Genomic DNA, 16,289 nt, shown 5'->3' with positions numbered 1-16,289 from the left:
GTGACGTTCAAAGGGATTGCGATGGTTTTTGCAGTCAAGCCCTTTGAATATCACGGCATGCAGCTCACTTTTTGAGAGCAATCGCCGAGAAGTACCCTCACCATGCAATTCCCCGAATCCTGGTTGCGCGAGTTCTGCAACCCGCCCCTGTCCACGCAAGCGCTGGCCGACACCCTGACCATGGCCGGGCTGGAGGTGGAGGAGCTGCGCCCCGTGGCGCCCCCGTTTTCCAAGATCGTCGTCGGCGAGATCCGCAGTGCCGAGCAGCACCCCAATGCTGACCGCCTGCGCGTGTGCCAGGTGGATGTGGGCGGGCCGGAGCTCCTGAGCATCGTCTGCGGCGCGCCGAACGCGCGCCCGGGCATCCGCGTGCCGTGCGCGCTGGTCGGCGCCGAGCTGCCGCCGGGCGAGGATGGCAAGCCCTTCGTCATCAAGGTCGGCAAGCTGCGCGGCGTGGAAAGCCGCGGCATGCTGTGCTCGGGCCGCGAGCTGAGCCTGTCCGAGGACCATGGCGGCCTGCTGGAGCTGGAGGCCGATGCGCCGCTGGGCCAGGACATCCGCCAGCATTTGCGGTTGGACGACACCCTGTTCACCCTGAAGCTCACGCCCAACCTGGCGCATTGCTTGAGCCTCTACGGCGTAGCGCGCGAGCTGGCGGCGCTGACCGGCGCGCCGCTGATGCAGCCCGAGTTCCCGCAGCTGCCCACGCAGACCGACGAACGCCTGCCGGTGCGCATCGACGCGCCCGACCTGTGCGGGCGCTTTTCCGGCCGGGTCGTGCGCGGCGTGAACCCGCGCGCGGCCACGCCGCAGTGGATGGTCGAGCGTTTGGAGCGCTGCGGCCAGCGCAGCGTGGCGCCGCTGGTGGACATCTCCAACTACGTCATGTTCGAGCTGGGCCGGCCGTCGCACATCTTCGACCTGGACAAGATCGACGCTGGCGGCCTGCAGGTGCGCTGGGGCCGCGCCGGCGAGCAGCTGAAGCTGCTGAACGGCACCACCGTGCAGGTGGACGAGAGGGTGGGCGTGATTGCCGATGCCCAGGCCGTGGAATCGCTGGCCGGCATCATGGGCGGCGACGCCACGGCCGTGGGCGACGAGACGCGCAACATCTACGTCGAGGCCGCCTTCTGGTGGCCGTCGGCGATCGCCGGGCGCTCGCGCCGCTACAACTTCGCCACCGACGCCGGCCACCGCTTCGAGCGCGGCGTGGATCCGGAGGGCACGGTGCAGCACCTCGAGCGCATCACGCAGCTGATCTTGCAGATCTGCGGCACGCCCGAGACCGTGTGCGGCCCCATCGACGACCAGTGCGCGAACGTGCCGGCCCCCGCGCCCGTGCAGCTGCGCGTGGCGCGCGCGGCCAAGGTCATCGGCATGCCGCTGACCGAGGCGCAGTGCGTGCAGGCGCTGCAGCGCCTGGGCCTGCCGGTTCAGGCGGCCGGTGGCGTGCTGACGGTGCAGCCGCCGTCGTACCGGTTCGACCTGCGCCTGGAGGAAGACCTGATCGAGGAAGTAGCGCGCATGGTCGGCTACGACCATCTGCCGACCACGCCGCCGCTGGCCCCCATCACGCCGCGCCTGCTGCCCGAGTCGCGCCGCAGCAGCTTCGCCGTGCGCCGCGCGCTGGCCGGGCTGGGCTACCAGGAAACCATCAATTTCAGCTTTGTCGAGGAAGCCTGGGAGCGCGAGCTGGCCGGCAACGACACGCCGATCCGCCTGCTCAACCCGATCGCCAGCCAGCTGAGCGTGATGCGCTCGTCGCTGCTGGGCTCGCTGCTGCAGGTATTGAAGTTCAACCTGGACCGCAAGGCCGAGCGCGTGCGCGTGTTCGAGCTGGGCCGGGTGTTCGCGCGCGACGCCAGCGTGCCGGGCAGCGACGCCAGCGTCGAAGGCATCGCCCAGCCCATGCGCGTGGCCGGCCTGGCCTACGGCGCGGTGGACGCGCTGCAGTGGGGCGCCAAGGCGCGCGCGGTGGATTTCTTCGACGCCAAGGGCGACGTGCAGGCGCTGCTCGCGCCGCTGCTGCCGACCTTGGAGGCGGCCGAGCACCCGGCGCTGCACCCGGGCCGCTGCGCCCGCGTGCTGCTGGGCGGCGAGGCCATCGGCTTCATCGGCGAGCTGCACCCGCGCTGGCGCCAGTCCTGGGACCTGCCGGCCGCGCCGGTGCTGTTTGAGCTGGCGCTGGACGCCGTGCTGCGCCGCCCCGTGCCGCAGTTCGAGGCGGTGGCGCGGCGCCAGCCGGTCGAGCGCGACATCGCCGTGGTGGTGGCCGAACATGTCACGCACGACCAGGTCATGCAGGCCATCCGCGGCGCGCAGCCGCAGCTGCTGCGCTCGGCGGTGCTGTTCGACGTGTTCCGCCCGCAGCCCGAGCGCGCCGGGCAGCCCGGCCAGCTGGCCGCCGGCGAAAAGAGCCTGGCAATCCGCCTGACCTTGGCCAGCGATACGGCCGCGCTGCAGGACGCGGAGATTGACGCCACCGTGCAGGCCGTGCTGCATGCCCTGGCCGGGCAGACCGGAGCGCGCCTGCGATGAGCGCCGAGCCGATGGAACTGCCCGTGCAGAGCCTGGAGGCGCCGGCGCTGACCAAGGCGCAGCTGGCCGACCTGCTGTTCGAGCAGATCGGCCTGAACAAGCGCGAGTCCAAGGACATGGTGGATGCGTTCTTCGACCTGATGGCCGAGCGGCTCGTGGAGGGCGAGGACGTAAAGTTGTCGGGTTTCGGCAACTTCCAAGTGCGCATGAAGGCACCGCGCCCGGGGCGCAATCCGCGCACCGGGGAGCTGATTCCCATCGAGGCACGGCGCGTGGTGACTTTTCACGCCAGCAGCAAGCTGAAAGAGCAGCTGCAGCAGGAACTGCTGGGTGACAAGGCGTGACTTGCCCCAGGTGCGTTTTGCCCGGCTTGCGCTAGCCTTGCGGGCTTTGCCATCGTTTGCGCCTGAACCATGAGCACCGTCCTGCCCCCCCTGCCGGCCAAGCGCTACTTCACCATCGGTGAGGTGGCCCAGCTGTGCGGTGTGAAACCGCACGTGCTGCGCTACTGGGAGCAGGAGTTCACCCAGCTGCGCCCGATGAAGCGGCGCGGCAACCGGCGCTACTACCAGCACCACGAGGTGCTGATGATCCGGCGCATCCGCGAGCTGCTGTACGAGCAGGGCTTCACTATCAGCGGCGCACGCAACCAGCTTCTGGACGGCAGCCCTGCCGGGCGCACTGCGGCACTGCAGGAAGAGGGCGCAGCAGCTGCGCAGGCGCTTGCGACTGCACTGTCACAAGAGGCAGCGTTGCAGCTGGCCGACGGCGCTCTGCAGCTGGATGCGGCCGAGGCGGCGCTGCTGCGCAGGGAGTTGGAAGAAATCCGCGCGATTCTTTTCTGAGGCCGATTTTTGTGCCTATAATCTCGGTCTTGTCGGCGTGTAGCGCAGCCTGGTAGCGCACTTGCATGGGGTGCAAGGGGTCGCGAGTTCGAATCCCGCCACGCCGACCATTTATCAGAAAGATACGACCTTCGGGCCGCATTTTTCAAACCGACCTCAGGCGCGTAGCTCAGCTGGTTAGAGCACCACCTTGACATGGTGGGGGTCGTTGGTTCGAGTCCAATCGCGCCTACCAGGATACACATCCGCAGATTAACCAGGCTGCGGAGCAAATGTGAAAATCCTATGGAAAGCCGTCCGGATGCCCGGGCGGCTTTTTCATTTTCCGGCTGCTGCATCCAGCGCGGGATTGTCCTCCGCCATGATGGCGATGGCCTGCCAGGCACGGACCGCCGCCAACGTCGCATGCATCTGCACAGTATGGGCAAAGACAAAGGCGGCGCCACGCACCGTCTCGTCCGGGAACTCGGTGATCAGCGTGACCGGCGCATCGTGCGCGCTCTCCACCTGCATGCAGGGCGTGCCCGACAGCACCTCGTGCGGCAGGGGGCCGGCATGGCACTCGTACAGCGCGCGTTGGTATTGGTTGAAATCCATCAGGCCAGGCACCTGCGCCAGCTCGGCGCACACCGCACGCAACAGCGCGCGGCCGCGGCGTTGCCAGCCGGCATGGTGGCGCAGGATCAGGAAGAACCCTTTGGGCAGCATCCATTGCTCGAAGCCGCGCGGCGCGTAGCCCGACAGCGGGCGCGTCCACTCGTGCGCAGGATAGCCGTGCAGATTCACATGTAGCTGCGCACCAGAAAGCGCCAGGGCCTGCTGGCGCGCCTCGCGTTCGAGCAGCGGCGGCCGCTCGCGGTACTCCACGTCATCGCCCAGCGCGGTATATCGCGCGGCGTGGTGCATATGCCCAGGGTGCTGACGGCACAGCTCCTGATGCAGCGCGTAGCCGTCCGGGTTTTCCAGCGCTAGGAGTGCGAAATGCGCTCCCGGCTGGGCTCGCAGCATGTTGGCGGCACGCAGCACGCCGACGATGCCGGAGGTTTCATTGGCATGCTGGCCGGCGCTGAGGAATACCGGATGTTGCCAGCCCGACTGGTACACACCGTGCACGGTGCGCCCCTGCCGCGTTGCGGCTCTGAAACGTCGGCCGGGCAGGGCGCGGAGGGCCTGGACGATGCATGGTTCGGCAGGTGCCTGCGTCAGCCCATCCAGCGTCCTGCCATTTGCTGTGCCTGAAGGCCTGTGCTGCGGCGCAGGCCTGGCAAAGGGACGCAGGTGAATGCGCAGGCGTGGCACCGGCGCGTCGCCGCGCACATCTGGAACGATCTGTCCCGGCTGCAGCCGCCGGTCGCCTGGGGGCCGGCCGCTGCGTTGCTGGAACACCTCCATGAGCGAAAAGTACAGGTCCTCGTGCAGCCCCTCCAGTGTGCTGATGGTCTCATCCGTTCGGGCGACCGGCTGCTCGAAGCCGGGCACATCCGCACGCAGTTCCAGCCGTTCGAACCAGGGCTCCTCGTCTGGCCAGGGTCGGATGCGCACGCAGTCCAGCGCCGCAGCGAAGAGCTGCTCGTAATCGGTCAGCACCGGGCCATCTTGCACGTCCCCCAAGCCCGCCGCAGAGCCCACCCGCAGCCAACCTCCAGGTGAGAGTGTGGCAGCGCCAGTCGCATCGGCGTGCTGGCGGTTGGGCGCGAAAACCCGGCTGGCTGTGTGTCGTCCATCGACATGCAGCATCTGGACTTCATACCAAGGCGCGTGATCCTGCCGCTGCTCGAACTGCACGGCCCCAGGCGGCAGCAGGGCGCCGAGCGGATACGCCTCCAGCGCGAAGCGCCGCTCGGGGCCGCTGGGTGGTAGCGGATAGCGCACCCGCACCGATTGCAGCCGCTCAAGATCCACTTTCTCCAGAAAATGGTGCACCAAGGGCTTGTAGGCGCTGTGCAGCCGGGCATGGACGCCCGCGCGCGCCAGCTGTTGCTCGGCCGCGCGACGAGCAGCTACCCCCTCAAAGAGCCAACCTTGAACGTGGCTGCCGCGCCATTCGGGTTGTGAGAAGTGTCCCACCCATGCATCCAGCGTGCGCTCGAAAGTCACATCCAGCAGGCAGCGATCGCGTGCTCGACCTTCGGAAGAGACATCAGGTTCAGGGGCAGGGCGCATATGCACGGCCAGTTAGGAATGATAAAGCGCAGAAGGATATAGGCCACCGGCGTCCAGGCAAGGGGCAGCGTCAGCATGGCCACGACAGGACGCGACAGACTGGGTTCCTTGACCAACGGCGACTGCCCTGCAGAAAACCCAGGAACAGCTGCTTTTGCCACCTTTTGGCAAAAGTTGTCCGCACCAAGTACCGTCGCATCGCAAAATTCTTCAAAACTCTCAAAATGCACTATAAAAGCGCGCTTCTGCGCGCTTATTTTGGCGTAGATGGCTGCTTTTGCAGGCATCTCGCAGACCATAAATTTATTTGCATGCTGCAGGTACAACCTCGCGGTGAGCTCGCCACAATGAAATGCACCGGTTGCTGCCGGACCCTTTTCGTTGAGCTTTCTCTGTTTCATGACTCTTACCGTGACCCCTGCCGATCCAGCCAAAACGGCCGCACCCCTGTCGTTTTTTCCTCCGCCATCGCAGAGAGTTCCCACCTGTGGTGAACGCTGGAGCACCGACGCCGTGCAGACACTGCTCGACATGCCCTTCATGGAGCTGCTGTGGCGCGCCCAGACGGTGCACCGCGAGCTCTGGCCGGCGGGGGAGGTGGAACTGGCGACGCTGCTGTCGGTGAAGACCGGCGGCTGTCCGGAAAACTGTGGCTACTGCCCGCAGTCGGCCGCCTTCGATACCGGTGTGAAGGCGCAAAAACTGATGGAGGTGCACGAGGTCACTGCCGCCGCGCAAGCCGCCAAGGACGCCGGCGCCACGCGCTTTTGCATGGGCGCCGCCTGGCGTGCGCCCAAGGACCGCGACATCGAGAAAATGTCCGCGCTGATCGGGGCCGTGAAGGGCCTGGGGCTGCAGACCTGCGCCACGCTGGGCATGCTGGCGCCGCAGCAGGCGCAGGCGTTGAAGGACGCGGGCCTGGACTACTACAACCACAACCTTGACACCGCGCCCGAGTACTACCAGGACGTGGTCAGCACGCGCCAGTACCAGGAGCGGCTGGACACGTTGCGCAATGTGCGCGCCGCTGGCGTCAAGGTCTGCGCCGGCGGCATCATCGGCATGGGTGAGACACCCGTGCACCGGGCCGGGCTGATTGCGCAGCTGGCGAATCTTGATCCCTACCCGGAATCCGTCCCGATCAACAGCCTGGTACGTGTGCCGGGCACGCCGCTGGCGGACAGCGATCCGGTCGATCCGCTGGATTTTGTGCGCGTGATCGCGGTGGCGCGCATCACCATGCCGCGTGCCCGGGTGCGCCTGTCGGCCGGGCGCCAGCAACTGGGCGACGCGGTCCAGGCACTGTGCTTCCTGGCCGGCGCCAATTCGATCTTCTATGGCGACAAGCTGCTGGTCACCGGCAACCCGGAGGCCAGCGACGACGCGCGACTGCTGGCGCGGCTCGGGCTCAGGGCGGCGCAAAGCCAGCCGGCGCCCGCCTGCTGAGCAACGGCGCCGGTGCCGGGCAATCGGGCAGTTGCGCGACACTGTCCGGCAGGGCGTCCACCAGGTTGAATTCGCCTGCCGGGCGTTCGTGGCCGTCGCGCTCCTTGACCAGCAGCCAGCCGGCAGGGCGCCCGTGCCTCGGCTGCATGCGGATCAACGCCCAGGCGCCGACCAGCTTGTGGCCGTGCAGGGCGAATGCCAGCCGGCCGGCGCCCAGGCCTTGGTACGGGTCATGCAATGGCTGCCAGCAGCCCTTGTCCCAGACGATGACGCGCCCCGCGCCATAGTGGCCCTCGGCGATCTTGCCCTCAAAGTCGTTATAGGAGAGGGGATGGTCCTCTACCGACACGGCCAAGCGCCGCTCGCGCAGGTCGTAGCTCGGGCCCTTGGGCACGGCCCAGCTTTTCATGACGCCGCCCAGTTCCAGCCGAAAGTCATAGTGCAGTCGGCTGGCCCAGTGCTTTTGCACCACGAAGCGCGGCGCGCCCGGCGGGCAGGCGGATGTATGTTCGGCCAATGAAGAGGCGATGGTGGGCATGGCGGCTCCTGAATCGGCGGCAATAAGCGATGCTCGCGCGCTTCGGCCCGTCGACCTGTAGGAAAGCTACCAAAACAGTAGCTGCAGGCCCATGCTCTACTTGGGCTACGGTCGGTTTTCATCCATATTGCTGGCGGTGCCTGCAGGCATGGCACCACAGGGCGTCAGCACTGTTTGAGCGCGCAGGTGCTCCTGCCCGGCAGGACATATGCCGGACAAAAGTGGAACAGCCTGGTAATAGTCGCGTTTGGCAGACGCAGTAGCCAGCGGCTGATTCCGTCTCGCGCCGGCGCACGCTGAGGGGAAGTCGTCGTGCGCATACGACCGGATCGCAAGGCGTGCCAGCCTGGAAAGTATGCGGTGGATGCAAGCCTTGAGCCGCGACGGCGGGGCGGACTGCTCAACTAAAAGTACGAAAAATCATCTTTTATTTAACATAATATACATCGTATATTAAATATGTGATGCCGACGAAGCAGTCTTCCTTGGATCCACACCATGCACCAAAAGCAGCGTGACCCGGATAATCGAGCCATGCAATTCCTTCACACCATGCTGCGCGTCGGCAGTCTCCAGCGGTCCATCGACTTCTATACCCAGGTGCTGGGCATGCAACTGCTGCGCACATCGGAAAACACCGAGTACCGCTATTCGCTGGCTTTCCTGGGCTTCGACGGCGGCAACCCTGGCCAAGCCGAGCTGGAGCTGACCTACAACTGGGGCGTGGACCAGTATGAGATGGGCACGGCCTACGGTCACATTGCCCTGGGTGTGTCCGACGCCCGGGCTGCCTGCGATCGCATCAAGGCAGCCGGCGGTAACGTCACGCGCGAAGCGGGTCCGGTCAAAGGTGGCTCCACCATCATCGCCTTTGTGACCGACCCCGATGGCTACAAGATCGAGTTGATTCAGCGTCCAGCTCTGGCGATTGGCCAGCAGGTTGCCGACCCTTTGCGCAGCGCCTGACGTTGCTTTCTTGACGGCACGCCGACTCGTGGGCCTCACGGCTGGCGTGTCCACCCATCAATTGCCTTCGCCGCCGCGCTCGGGCAGCCGCCGATTGCGGCGCAATGGCCGTGGTGCCACGGGCCGCATCTGTGGTGCAACGGCACGCAGCGCTGCTGCTTCTGCCTGATGGCGCGCCGCCAACTGGACTGCTTCATGCCACTGGGCATGCTGCTGGTTCAGCGCGTTTACGGCATCGGTGGCGGCCTGGCGCGCTGCCTCCAGTTCTGCAGTCAGCCGCGCCTCATGTGCGCTGTACTGCAGCTCCTGCGCCTGGAAGGACTGCTGCGCCTGTGCCAAATGCGCTCGTGCGGCCTCCAGCTGCCTGGCCAGCGCGGCGCGTGCGGTGCGCTCCTGGTCCATGTCGAGCAAAGCCCGGCGCTCGGCATGCTCGGCACGGCGCGTCGCCTGCTGCGCGGCCTCGCGCTCCTTTTCCATTTCGTCGCTGAAGTGCTGCCGTGTTTGCTGCAGCTCCTGGCGCAGCTCCGCCAGTTGCTGTGCCTGTGTTTGCTGGCGCGCCAAGGTCGACGCATGCTCGCGACGCTCTTGCGTCAGGGCCAGATTCAGTTGCCTGGCTTCTTCCAACGCCTGCTGGTGCTCGGACAGCGCCGTTTGCAACTGTATTTGTAACAACGACTTTTCCCGTTCGGCTTCCTGCATTCGGGCCTGAGCCGCGACAGCATCCGCCTGCGCCTCCAGCCGAAGGCTGGCCAACTCTTCACGCGCAGCTTCGGTCGCCTGCTCCCACAGGGCAGACATCGCCTGCCCAGCCGCCTGGCGCAACGATTGCGGCAAACCGGGATGGTCAATTTCCACCCGCGCGCGTTCGCGCAACTCCTTCCAGAAGCCAGCAAGGGCTTCTGCCGGCACGCTCATCGAGCCCTTGCGCACGTACTGGTAAAGCCGGCTGGCCGTCGGTGTGATGCCGTGGCGGAAGAAAAGCGACATGCACACCTCTCTGTAGAGCACACGCGTATCACTGATGCGCGCTTTCAACCCGTCGATCTCGCTTTGGATAGCCTGTTCGTTCAGCATTTATTAATAATATTACGTAATACGTAGTCTTTGTTGAAATATTTGAATAAGTTTGGACATAACTTTTCTAATGTCCAAAGATTGGCGAGAATGTGTAGGATTGCTGCGATGCCCACGCTGCTAAACCATTCGTCTGCTGACTGTTCGCCAGCTGCTGCGTCAGTGCCGGTCACCTTGGAGGTTCTGGCCTTGCCCGCCGCTTTCTCTGGCGCGGCAGGAAGAAACCGTGCCACTGGTGTCGCCCAGATCAGCGCCCAGGACGACCGAACAGCCGTCATGGCCTGGCTGGCGCGGTATCACCAGTCCCCCGCCACGCTGGCCAGCTACCGCAAGGAGGCGGAAAGACTGCTGCTGTGGTGTGTGCTGCAGCACGGCAAGGCCCTGTCCGATCTCACGCACGAAGACTTCCTGGTGTACGAGCGCTTTCTGGCGGACCCCCAGCCTGCCGAGCGGTGGGTGATGCAGGTAGCGCGCAAGGCGGCGCGCGCCTCGCCACATTGGCGTCCTTTCGCCGGGCCTCTTGACCGATCCAGCCAGCGGCAGGCGATGTCGATCCTGAACAGCCTGTTCAACTGGCTGGTCCAGGCGGGCTACCTGGCGGGCAACCCGCTGGCGCTGCGCCGGCGCAAGGCTGTCGTGCCGGCACGACAGGTCAGCCGCTTCTTGCCGCACGAGCATTGGGCGCAGGTGCGCAGCACCATCGAGAACCTACCCGTCGATACGCCGCGCCAGAAATTGACTGCAGCGCGGCTGCGCTGGCTGTTCTCGCTGCTGTATCTGGCGGGCCTGCGGATTTCGGAGCTTGCCGGCAGCCGTATGGGCGACTTCCACGCGCGCCGCTCCTCCGATGGGCGCCAGCGCTGGTGGCTGGCGGTGCACGGCAAGGGCGACAAGCCGCGCGTTATCCCCGCAACCGATGAACTGATGGCCGAGCTGGCGCGCTACCGCCAGGCGCACGGCCTGTCCGGCCAGCCGCAGGAGGGCGAGGAGCGGCCGCTGCTACTTCCCCTGATTGCCTGCCCTGCCCCGGCCGGCCTGCCGCGTGCGATGAGCCGCAGCGCCATCCATGGCATGGTCAAGCAGGTGGTGCAGCTGACCGCGCAACGGTTGCGCTCGGCCGGCGATCAGCATGAGGGCGCGGCGCGGCACATCGAACAGGCGTCGGCGCACTGGCTGCGCCATACCGCGGGCACGCACCAGAGTGACGGAATGGACTTGAAGATGGTGCGCGACAACCTGGGGCACGCCAACATCGCCACCACCAGCATTTATCTGCATACCGAGGACGATGCGCGCCACGACGCGACGTCCGATGCGCATCGCCTTGGCTGGGCACGGTCGTGAAGCAATCCGGGACGTGCGCGCCGTGTCACCACCACACGCACGGATACCGTCAATAGGCACGGATGACGCGCCCAGGATGGGCGGCCGTAAAGCCGGCGGAGTCGCCGGTTGGGGGACGACGCCAGGCCATTTCTCCACCGAGACCCACATGGTGTTGACGGTCTCCGCGCATTCAGCAGATGGCAGCCCACTGGACGTCGCCGCTTTGCCGGTCATGAGCAAAGAGCAGCAACGCGCTACCAATTGAATAGCTGCAGACCCTTCATTTACAAGGGCTGGCGGCCATTTTCACTTTAGATCATCCGGCCGCAGCCCGCTCGCCTGCCGCGCCAGCGCGGTGATGGCATTCCAGTCGCCCTGCTCCAGCGCCGGCGCCGGCGCCAGCCACGAGCCGCCGACGCACGCCACGTTGGGCAGCGCCAGCAACTCGCGCGCGTTGCCCGGCTGCACGCCGCCCGTGGGGCAAAACAGCACGTCGGCGAACGGCCCCTGCCAGGCTTTCAGCAACGCCACGCCGCCGGCTTGCATGGCCGGGAAGAATTTCAGCGCCGACAGGCCCTCGTCCTGCGCCGCCAGGATCTCGCTGGATGTGGCCACGCCCGGCAGCAGCGGCAGTCCCGCCGACCGGCACGCCCGCGCCAGCGCCGGCGTGAAGCCCGGGCTGACCGCGAAGCGCGCGCCGGCGCGCAGCACCGCCTCGGCATCCTGCGCGCTGCGCAGCGTGCCGGCACCGACGACCGCCTCGGGCACTTCGGCGGCGATGGCGCGCATGCACTCCAGCGCCTGCGGCGTGCGCAGCGTGATCTCCAGCATGCGGATGCCGCCAGCGACCAACGCACGCGCCAGCGGCACGGCATGGCGCACGTCGTACAGCACGATCACCGGGATGACCGGCGCGTCGCGCACCACGTCCAGTGCGGTCAGGGGGGAAGCGGATGGGGTCGTCACAGCCATGTGCAGGCGCCCTCCTCGGCGCCGAGCGCGTTGCGCCGGAAGCCGGCGAAGAGCTCGCGGCCCAGGCCATGGGCGCTGTCCTCGGCTTGGGCATCCGTGCGCTGCGCCACCGGCCGTGCGTCCCATTCGGCCGCGTCCACCAGCACGTCCAGCGTGCCGGCAATGGCGTCCAGTCGGATCACGTCGCCATCGCGCACCCGGGCGATGGGGCCGCCGGCCAGGCCTTCGGGCACCAGGTGGATGGCCGCCGGCACCTTGCCCGAGGCGCCGCTCATGCGCCCGTCGGTCACCAGCGCCACGCGGTAGCCCTTGCCCTGCAGCACCGCTAAGGGCGGCGTGAGCTTGTGCAGTTCGGGCATGCCGTTGGCCTGCGGGCCCTGCCAGCGCACCACGCAGACCACGTCGCCGTCCAGCGCACCCGAGTGGAACGCCTCCAGCAGCGCCGCCTGCGAGTCGAACACGCGCGCCGGCGCCTCGATGATGTGTCGGTCGTCGGGCACCGACGACACCTTGATCACGCTGCGCCCCAAGTTGCCGGTCAGCACCTTCAGCCCCCCGGTGGCACTGAACGGCGCAGCGGCTGGGCGCACCACGTCCTCATCCGCGCTGGCGCCGATGTCGACCCAGTGCAGGCGCTGCTGCGCGTCGCCCTCCGGCCGGCGGGTGTACTCGCGGATGCCGCCCGGGCGCACGGTGCGCACGCCCTCGTGCATCAGCCCGGCGTCCAGCAGCTCGCGGATGACGTAGCCCGGCCCGCCCGCGGCCTGGAACTGGTTCACGTCGGCGCTGCCGTTCGGATAGACGCGCGCCAGCAACGGCACGACCTGCGACAGTTCAGAAAAATCACCCCAGTCGATCACGATGCCTGCCGAGCGCGCCACCGCCACCCAGTGGATCAGGTGATTCGTCGAGCCGCCGGTGGCCAGCAGCGCGACCATGGCGTTGACGATGCAGCGCTCGTCCACCACCTGCCCGATCGGCGGGCATGGCGTGCCGCCCTGCCCCAGCACGGTGCGCAGTGCCTCGCGCGTGAGCTGCTCGCGCAGCGGCTGGCCGGGGTTGACGAAGGCCGTGCCGGGCACGTGCAGGCCCATGGCTTCGAGCAGCATCTGGTTGCTGTTGGCCGTGCCGTAGAAGGTGCAGGTGCCGGGCGCGTGGTAGGCGGCCATCTCAGCGGCCAGCAGCTCGTCGCGCCCGACGAGGCCTTGTGCGGCCTGCTCGCGCACCTTGGCCTTGGCGTTGTTCGGCAGGCCCGAGGGCATGGGCCCGGCCGGCACGAAGACCACCGGCAGGTGACCGAAATGCAGCGCACCGATCAGCAGGCCGGGCACGATCTTGTCGCACACACCCAGCAGCAGCGCGGCCTGAAAGGTGTCGTGGCTCAGCGCGATGGCCGTGCCCTGGGCGATGGCGTCGCGGCTGAACAGCGACAGGTCCATGCCCGGCTCGCCCTGGGTCACGCCGTCGCACATGGCGGGCACGCCGCCCGCGACCTGGGCGTTGGCGCCCAGGCGGCGCGCCTCGTCCTTCAGGATGTCCGGGAAGTGCCCCAGCGGCGCGTGCGCCGACAGCACGTCGTTGTAGGCGTTGACCAGGGCGACGTTAGGCCGGTGCTCCTGGACAATGCGCAGCTTGTCGGGAATGGGCAGGCCGGCGACGGCGTGCGCCACGTTGGCGCAGCCCAGCGCCTGGGTGCGCGGCGGGCGCGCAGCCATGGCGGCGACGCGCTCCAGATAGGCGGCGCGCGTGTTGGCGCTGCGGTCCCGGATGCGCTGCGTCACGGCAGCGACGGTGTTGTGCAGGGTGGTCATGCGTGGGGGTCCTCTCGTCCTCTCGGCTGCGCCGGGCGCAGGCGACAAGCGTGCATGCTAGTCGGCAAAAGCGGCGGCCCGGCGTCGGAGAACCGAGCGCCGGGCCGTCGGACGGTGCGGCCGCGGCCAGGCTGCGGCCGGCGGCAGGGTCGAAGCGGGCACCAGGCCAGGCCGGATGCCAGCCGGCCCGATGCGCTTACTTGGCGGCGCGCGCCTTGGCCAGCTCGGCCTGGGCCTGCTGCCACAGGTCCTGGCCCACGGCGGTGGCCACGCTGGCGTGCACGCTGCTGAGCTTGTCGCGCATGCGGGCGGCCTCGGCGGGCGCCAACTCGTTCACGACCATGCCTTTGTTTTTGAGGTCGGCCAGCGCCTTGGCCGCTTCCTGGCGCGTGTCCTGGCGCTCGAAGTCGCGGCTCTTGACGGCGGCGTCGCGCAGCACCTTCTGCTCGGCCGGGCTGAGCTGGTCCCACCACTTCTTGCTGACGGTGACGATCCACGGGCTGTAGACATGGTTGGTCACCGTCAGGTACTTCTGCACCTCGTAGAACTTGCTGGACAGCACCGTGTTGTACGGATTCTCCTGGCCGTCCACGGCGCGGGTCTCCAGGGCGGTGAAAAGCTCCGAGAACGGCAGTGGCACGGCATTGGCGCCCAGCGCCTTGAAGCTGTCGAGGAAGACGTTGTTCTGCATCACGCGCAGCTTGATGCCGTTCATGTCCTCCAGCTTGGTCACCGGGTGCTTGTTGTTGGTCAGGTTGCGAAAGCCGTTTTCCCAATAGACCAGGCCGACCATGCCCTTGGGCTCCAGCGTGGCCTTCACTTTCTCGCCCACCGGGCCGTCCAGCAGCGCGTCGGCTTCCTGGGTGCTGGTGACCAGGAACGGCGTGTCCCACAGCGCCATTTGCGGCGCGATGCCCGCCAGCGTGGCGGTGGAGCCCACCATCATCTCCTGCGCGCCGCCGATCAGCGCCTGCTGCATCTGCGTGTCGGAGCCGAGCGAGGCGTTGCCGATGGCCCGGATCTTCATCTTGCCGCCGGTGGCTTTCTCGACCTCCTTGGCGAAAAAGCGCACGGCGCGGCCCTGGTTGGACTCCTCGACCAGGCCGTAGCCGAAGCGCACGATGCGCGGCTTGAAATCCTGCGCCTGCACGGCGCCGGCCGCCAGCAGTGCGGCCAGCGCGCCGGCCAGAGCGAACTTGAATCGCATGGGGTTCTCCTTGGGGTGTCGTGAAGGGCGATGGTCGCCCGGGGTGGAATTTTTGATGTTTTTGGCCTTCAGCCCATATGTATCAAGGGCCTGTAGCTATCGAATCAGGAGTTGGTGCGTCAGGTCATCCAGCGCAGCGGCACGGTGACGATCTGCGGGAAGACGATTAGCAGCGCCGCCAGCAGCACATAGGCCAGTAAAAACGGCGTGGTGCCGCGGATCACCGTTTCCATGCGCATGCGGCCCACGCCGGCGACCACGTTCTGCACCGTGCCCACGGGCGGGGTGATCAGGCCGATGCAGCCGACATAGATGAACATGAAGCCGAAGTACACCGGGTCGATGCCGGCCTTGGCCGCCAGCGGCGCGCACACCGGGCCGAAGATCAGGATGGTCGGCGTCAGGTCCATGGCGGTGCCCACCACCAGCAGGAACAGCATCATCAGCGCCATGAACAGCATGGGCGCGCCCAGCACGCCGGCGAAGGTGTCGGCCAGCAGGTTCGGCAAGTCGGCCAGGGTGATCATGTAGGCCGTCACGGTGGCCGCGCCGCACAGGAACATGACCACGGCGGTGGTCTTGGCGGCCGCCAGGAACACGGAATACAGCCCGGTCCAGGTCAGCTCGCGGTACACCACCATGGCCACGAACAGCGCATACACCGCTGCCACCACCGCCGCCTCGGTCGGGGTGAACAGCCCGCCGCGCAGGCCGCCCAGGATGATCACCGGCATCATCAGCGCCCAGAAGCTCGAGCCCAGCGCGCGCAGCCGCACGCCCCACGGTGTGCGCTCGCCACGCGCCAGCTGCTGGCGGTGCGCAATGCTGCGCCAGGCGACAATGAGGAAGATGCCCATGATCAGGCCCGGCACCACGCCCGACAGGAACAGCTTGCTGATCGAGGTGTTGGTGGTAACGCCGTAGATCACGAACGGCATGGACGGCGGGATGATGGGCGCAATGATGCCGCCCGAGGCCAGCAGCCCGGCGCCGTAGCTGTCCGGGTAGTGCTTTTCGCGCATCATCGGCAGCAGGATGGTCGCCAGCGCCGCGGTATCGGCGATGGCCGAGCCGCTCATCGAGGCCAGCAGCACCGCCGCGCCGATGGTCACGTAGCCCAACCCGCCGCGTATGTGCCCGACGAAGGCGCCCGCCAGGTCGATGATGCGCCGCGACAGGCCGCCGGCGTTCATCAGCTCGCCCGCCAGGATGAAGAACGGCACGGCCAGCAGCGGGAAGTTGTCGAAGCCCGCCTGCAGGTTCTGCGCCAGCAGCTGGGCGTCGAAGAAGTCCAGGTGCCACATCAGCGCCACGCCGGTCAGCACCAGCGCCTGGGCGATCGGCATGCCGATCACCATGCCGCCAATCAGCACGGCCAGAAAGATCAGGGTCACGACCATGGT

Annotated in this window: 15 protein-coding genes and 2 tRNA genes; 8 read left to right on the top strand and 9 right to left on the bottom strand. The window is 67.2% G+C overall.

Going from position 1 to position 16,289, the window contains the following annotated elements; translation table 11 throughout:
- The first annotated feature begins 102 nt into the window (after positions 1 to 102).
- The 5 genes from pheT (at position 103) to BLQ61_RS02385 (ending at position 3,618) form a co-directional block, all read left to right on the top strand.
- The gene (pheT, locus tag BLQ61_RS02405; RefSeq protein ID WP_091566262.1) at positions 103 to 2,538 is read left to right on the top strand and encodes a phenylalanine--tRNA ligase subunit beta; all 2,436 of its coding nucleotides are present in this window, start codon (positions 103 to 105) and stop codon (positions 2,536 to 2,538) included.
- Between the two features lie 11 nt (positions 2,539 to 2,549).
- The gene (locus BLQ61_RS02400; RefSeq protein WP_091566488.1) at positions 2,550 to 2,882 is read left to right on the top strand and encodes an integration host factor subunit alpha; all 333 of its coding nucleotides are present in this window, start codon (positions 2,550 to 2,552) and stop codon (positions 2,880 to 2,882) included.
- A gap of 69 nt (positions 2,883 to 2,951) precedes the next feature.
- A complete protein-coding gene (locus BLQ61_RS02395) occupies positions 2,952 to 3,383 on the top strand; it encodes a MerR family transcriptional regulator (RefSeq protein WP_091566260.1) in 432 nt (143 codons plus the stop codon).
- A 33-nt stretch (positions 3,384 to 3,416) separates the two neighbouring features.
- A tRNA-Pro gene (locus BLQ61_RS02390) sits at positions 3,417 to 3,493 on the top strand.
- A 48-nt stretch (positions 3,494 to 3,541) separates the two neighbouring features.
- A tRNA-Val gene (locus tag BLQ61_RS02385) sits at positions 3,542 to 3,618 on the top strand.
- 83 nt (positions 3,619 to 3,701) lie between these two features.
- Here BLQ61_RS02385 and BLQ61_RS02380 read toward each other — a convergent pair.
- Both BLQ61_RS02380 and BLQ61_RS17170 read right to left on the bottom strand, forming a co-directional pair.
- On the bottom strand, positions 3,702 to 5,546 hold the full coding sequence (locus tag BLQ61_RS02380; RefSeq protein ID WP_091566258.1) for a M14 family metallopeptidase: 1,845 nt from the start codon (positions 5,544 to 5,546) through the stop codon (positions 3,702 to 3,704).
- A complete protein-coding gene (locus tag BLQ61_RS17170; RefSeq protein ID WP_139182706.1) occupies positions 5,477 to 5,947 on the bottom strand; it encodes a hypothetical protein in 471 nt (156 codons plus the stop codon). Before BLQ61_RS17170 ends, BLQ61_RS02380 begins: the two co-directional genes overlap by 70 nt.
- On the opposite strand from BLQ61_RS17170, the gene bioB reads away from it, so the two are divergent.
- Positions 5,946 to 6,992 carry a biotin synthase BioB gene (gene bioB, locus BLQ61_RS02375; protein WP_091566255.1) on the top strand — a complete coding sequence of 349 codons (1,047 nt, stop codon included), beginning with the start codon at positions 5,946 to 5,948 and terminating at the stop codon, positions 6,990 to 6,992. The two genes, BLQ61_RS17170 and bioB, sit on opposite strands and share 2 nt — an antisense overlap.
- Here bioB and BLQ61_RS02370 read toward each other — a convergent pair.
- The gene (locus tag BLQ61_RS02370) at positions 6,955 to 7,530 is read right to left on the bottom strand and encodes a DNA polymerase ligase N-terminal domain-containing protein (RefSeq protein WP_091566253.1); all 576 of its coding nucleotides are present in this window, start codon (positions 7,528 to 7,530) and stop codon (positions 6,955 to 6,957) included. The genes bioB and BLQ61_RS02370 overlap by 38 nt on opposite strands.
- A 534-nt stretch (positions 7,531 to 8,064) precedes the next feature.
- Here BLQ61_RS02370 and gloA point away from each other — a divergent pair.
- On the top strand, positions 8,065 to 8,496 hold the full coding sequence (gene gloA / locus BLQ61_RS02365; RefSeq protein WP_217629369.1) for a lactoylglutathione lyase: 432 nt from the start codon (positions 8,065 to 8,067) through the stop codon (positions 8,494 to 8,496).
- Positions 8,497 to 8,553: 57 nt separating this feature from the next.
- Here gloA and BLQ61_RS02360 read toward each other — a convergent pair whose 3' ends face one another.
- Positions 8,554 to 9,570 (bottom strand): DNA-binding protein, encoded by a 1,017-nt coding sequence (locus BLQ61_RS02360; RefSeq protein ID WP_091566248.1) that lies wholly within the window; start codon positions 9,568 to 9,570, stop codon positions 8,554 to 8,556.
- Positions 9,564 to 9,848, bottom strand: coding sequence for a hypothetical protein (locus BLQ61_RS17520; RefSeq protein ID WP_245703785.1), 285 nt, complete (start codon positions 9,846 to 9,848; stop codon positions 9,564 to 9,566). The genes BLQ61_RS02360 and BLQ61_RS17520 overlap by 7 nt, the downstream gene beginning before the upstream one ends.
- Here BLQ61_RS17520 and BLQ61_RS02355 point away from each other — a divergent pair.
- Positions 9,847 to 10,914 carry a tyrosine-type recombinase/integrase gene (locus BLQ61_RS02355; RefSeq protein WP_245703784.1) on the top strand — a complete coding sequence of 356 codons (1,068 nt, stop codon included), beginning with the start codon at positions 9,847 to 9,849 and terminating at the stop codon, positions 10,912 to 10,914. The genes BLQ61_RS17520 and BLQ61_RS02355 overlap by 2 nt on opposite strands.
- Positions 10,915 to 11,202: 288 nt before the next feature.
- Here the strand turns inward: BLQ61_RS02355 and eda are convergent, their stop codons facing one another.
- From eda to BLQ61_RS02335, 4 genes are all read right to left on the bottom strand, one after another.
- Positions 11,203 to 11,868, bottom strand: coding sequence for a bifunctional 4-hydroxy-2-oxoglutarate aldolase/2-dehydro-3-deoxy-phosphogluconate aldolase (eda, locus tag BLQ61_RS02350; RefSeq protein WP_091566241.1), 666 nt, complete (start codon positions 11,866 to 11,868; stop codon positions 11,203 to 11,205).
- Entirely contained in the window at positions 11,859 to 13,679 is a 1,821-nt protein-coding gene (gene edd / locus BLQ61_RS02345; RefSeq protein WP_091566237.1) for a phosphogluconate dehydratase, read from the bottom strand. The genes eda and edd overlap by 10 nt, the downstream gene beginning before the upstream one ends.
- 196 nt (positions 13,680 to 13,875) lie before the next feature.
- Positions 13,876 to 14,886 carry a TRAP transporter substrate-binding protein gene (locus BLQ61_RS02340; protein ID WP_091566234.1) on the bottom strand — a complete coding sequence of 337 codons (1,011 nt, stop codon included), beginning with the start codon at positions 14,884 to 14,886 and terminating at the stop codon, positions 13,876 to 13,878.
- A gap of 119 nt (positions 14,887 to 15,005) precedes the next feature.
- Positions 15,006 to 16,286, bottom strand: a complete 1,281-nt coding sequence (locus BLQ61_RS02335) for a TRAP transporter large permease (protein ID WP_091566232.1) — start codon at positions 16,284 to 16,286, stop codon at positions 15,006 to 15,008.
- Positions 16,287 to 16,289 lie beyond the last annotated feature (3 nt).

The organism is Oryzisolibacter propanilivorax, assembly GCF_900103645.1.
In the GTDB taxonomy this organism is placed as follows: domain Bacteria; phylum Pseudomonadota; class Gammaproteobacteria; order Burkholderiales; family Burkholderiaceae_C; genus Melaminivora; species Melaminivora propanilivorax.
The sequence above is the reverse complement of the archived record's forward strand: the minus strand, read 5'-3'. Positions and strand labels throughout refer to the sequence as shown.

Coding starts and splice junctions, on each gene's coding strand:
- pheT (WP_091566262.1), top strand. CDS start 103: ATGCAATTCCCCGAATCCTGGTTGCGCGAGTTCTGCAACCCGCCCCTG.
- BLQ61_RS02400 (WP_091566488.1), top strand. CDS start 2,550: ATGGAACTGCCCGTGCAGAGCCTGGAGGCGCCGGCGCTGACCAAGGCG.
- BLQ61_RS02395 (WP_091566260.1), top strand. CDS start 2,952: ATGAGCACCGTCCTGCCCCCCCTGCCGGCCAAGCGCTACTTCACCATC.
- BLQ61_RS02380 (WP_091566258.1), bottom strand. CDS start 5,546: ATGCGCCCTGCCCCTGAACCTGATGTCTCTTCCGAAGGTCGAGCACGC.
- bioB (WP_091566255.1), top strand. CDS start 5,946: ATGACTCTTACCGTGACCCCTGCCGATCCAGCCAAAACGGCCGCACCC.
- BLQ61_RS17170 (WP_139182706.1), bottom strand. CDS start 5,947: ATGAAACAGAGAAAGCTCAACGAAAAGGGTCCGGCAGCAACCGGTGCA.
- BLQ61_RS02370 (WP_091566253.1), bottom strand. CDS start 7,530: ATGCCCACCATCGCCTCTTCATTGGCCGAACATACATCCGCCTGCCCG.
- gloA (WP_217629369.1), top strand. CDS start 8,065: ATGCAATTCCTTCACACCATGCTGCGCGTCGGCAGTCTCCAGCGGTCC.
- BLQ61_RS02360 (WP_091566248.1), bottom strand. CDS start 9,570: ATGCTGAACGAACAGGCTATCCAAAGCGAGATCGACGGGTTGAAAGCG.
- BLQ61_RS02355 (WP_245703784.1), top strand. CDS start 9,847: ATGGCCTGGCTGGCGCGGTATCACCAGTCCCCCGCCACGCTGGCCAGC.
- BLQ61_RS17520 (WP_245703785.1), bottom strand. CDS start 9,848: ATGACGGCTGTTCGGTCGTCCTGGGCGCTGATCTGGGCGACACCAGTG.
- eda (WP_091566241.1), bottom strand. CDS start 11,868: ATGGCTGTGACGACCCCATCCGCTTCCCCCCTGACCGCACTGGACGTG.
- edd (WP_091566237.1), bottom strand. CDS start 13,679: ATGACCACCCTGCACAACACCGTCGCTGCCGTGACGCAGCGCATCCGG.
- BLQ61_RS02340 (WP_091566234.1), bottom strand. CDS start 14,886: ATGCGATTCAAGTTCGCTCTGGCCGGCGCGCTGGCCGCACTGCTGGCG.
- BLQ61_RS02335 (WP_091566232.1), bottom strand. CDS start 16,286: ATGGTCGTGACCCTGATCTTTCTGGCCGTGCTGATTGGCGGCATGGTG.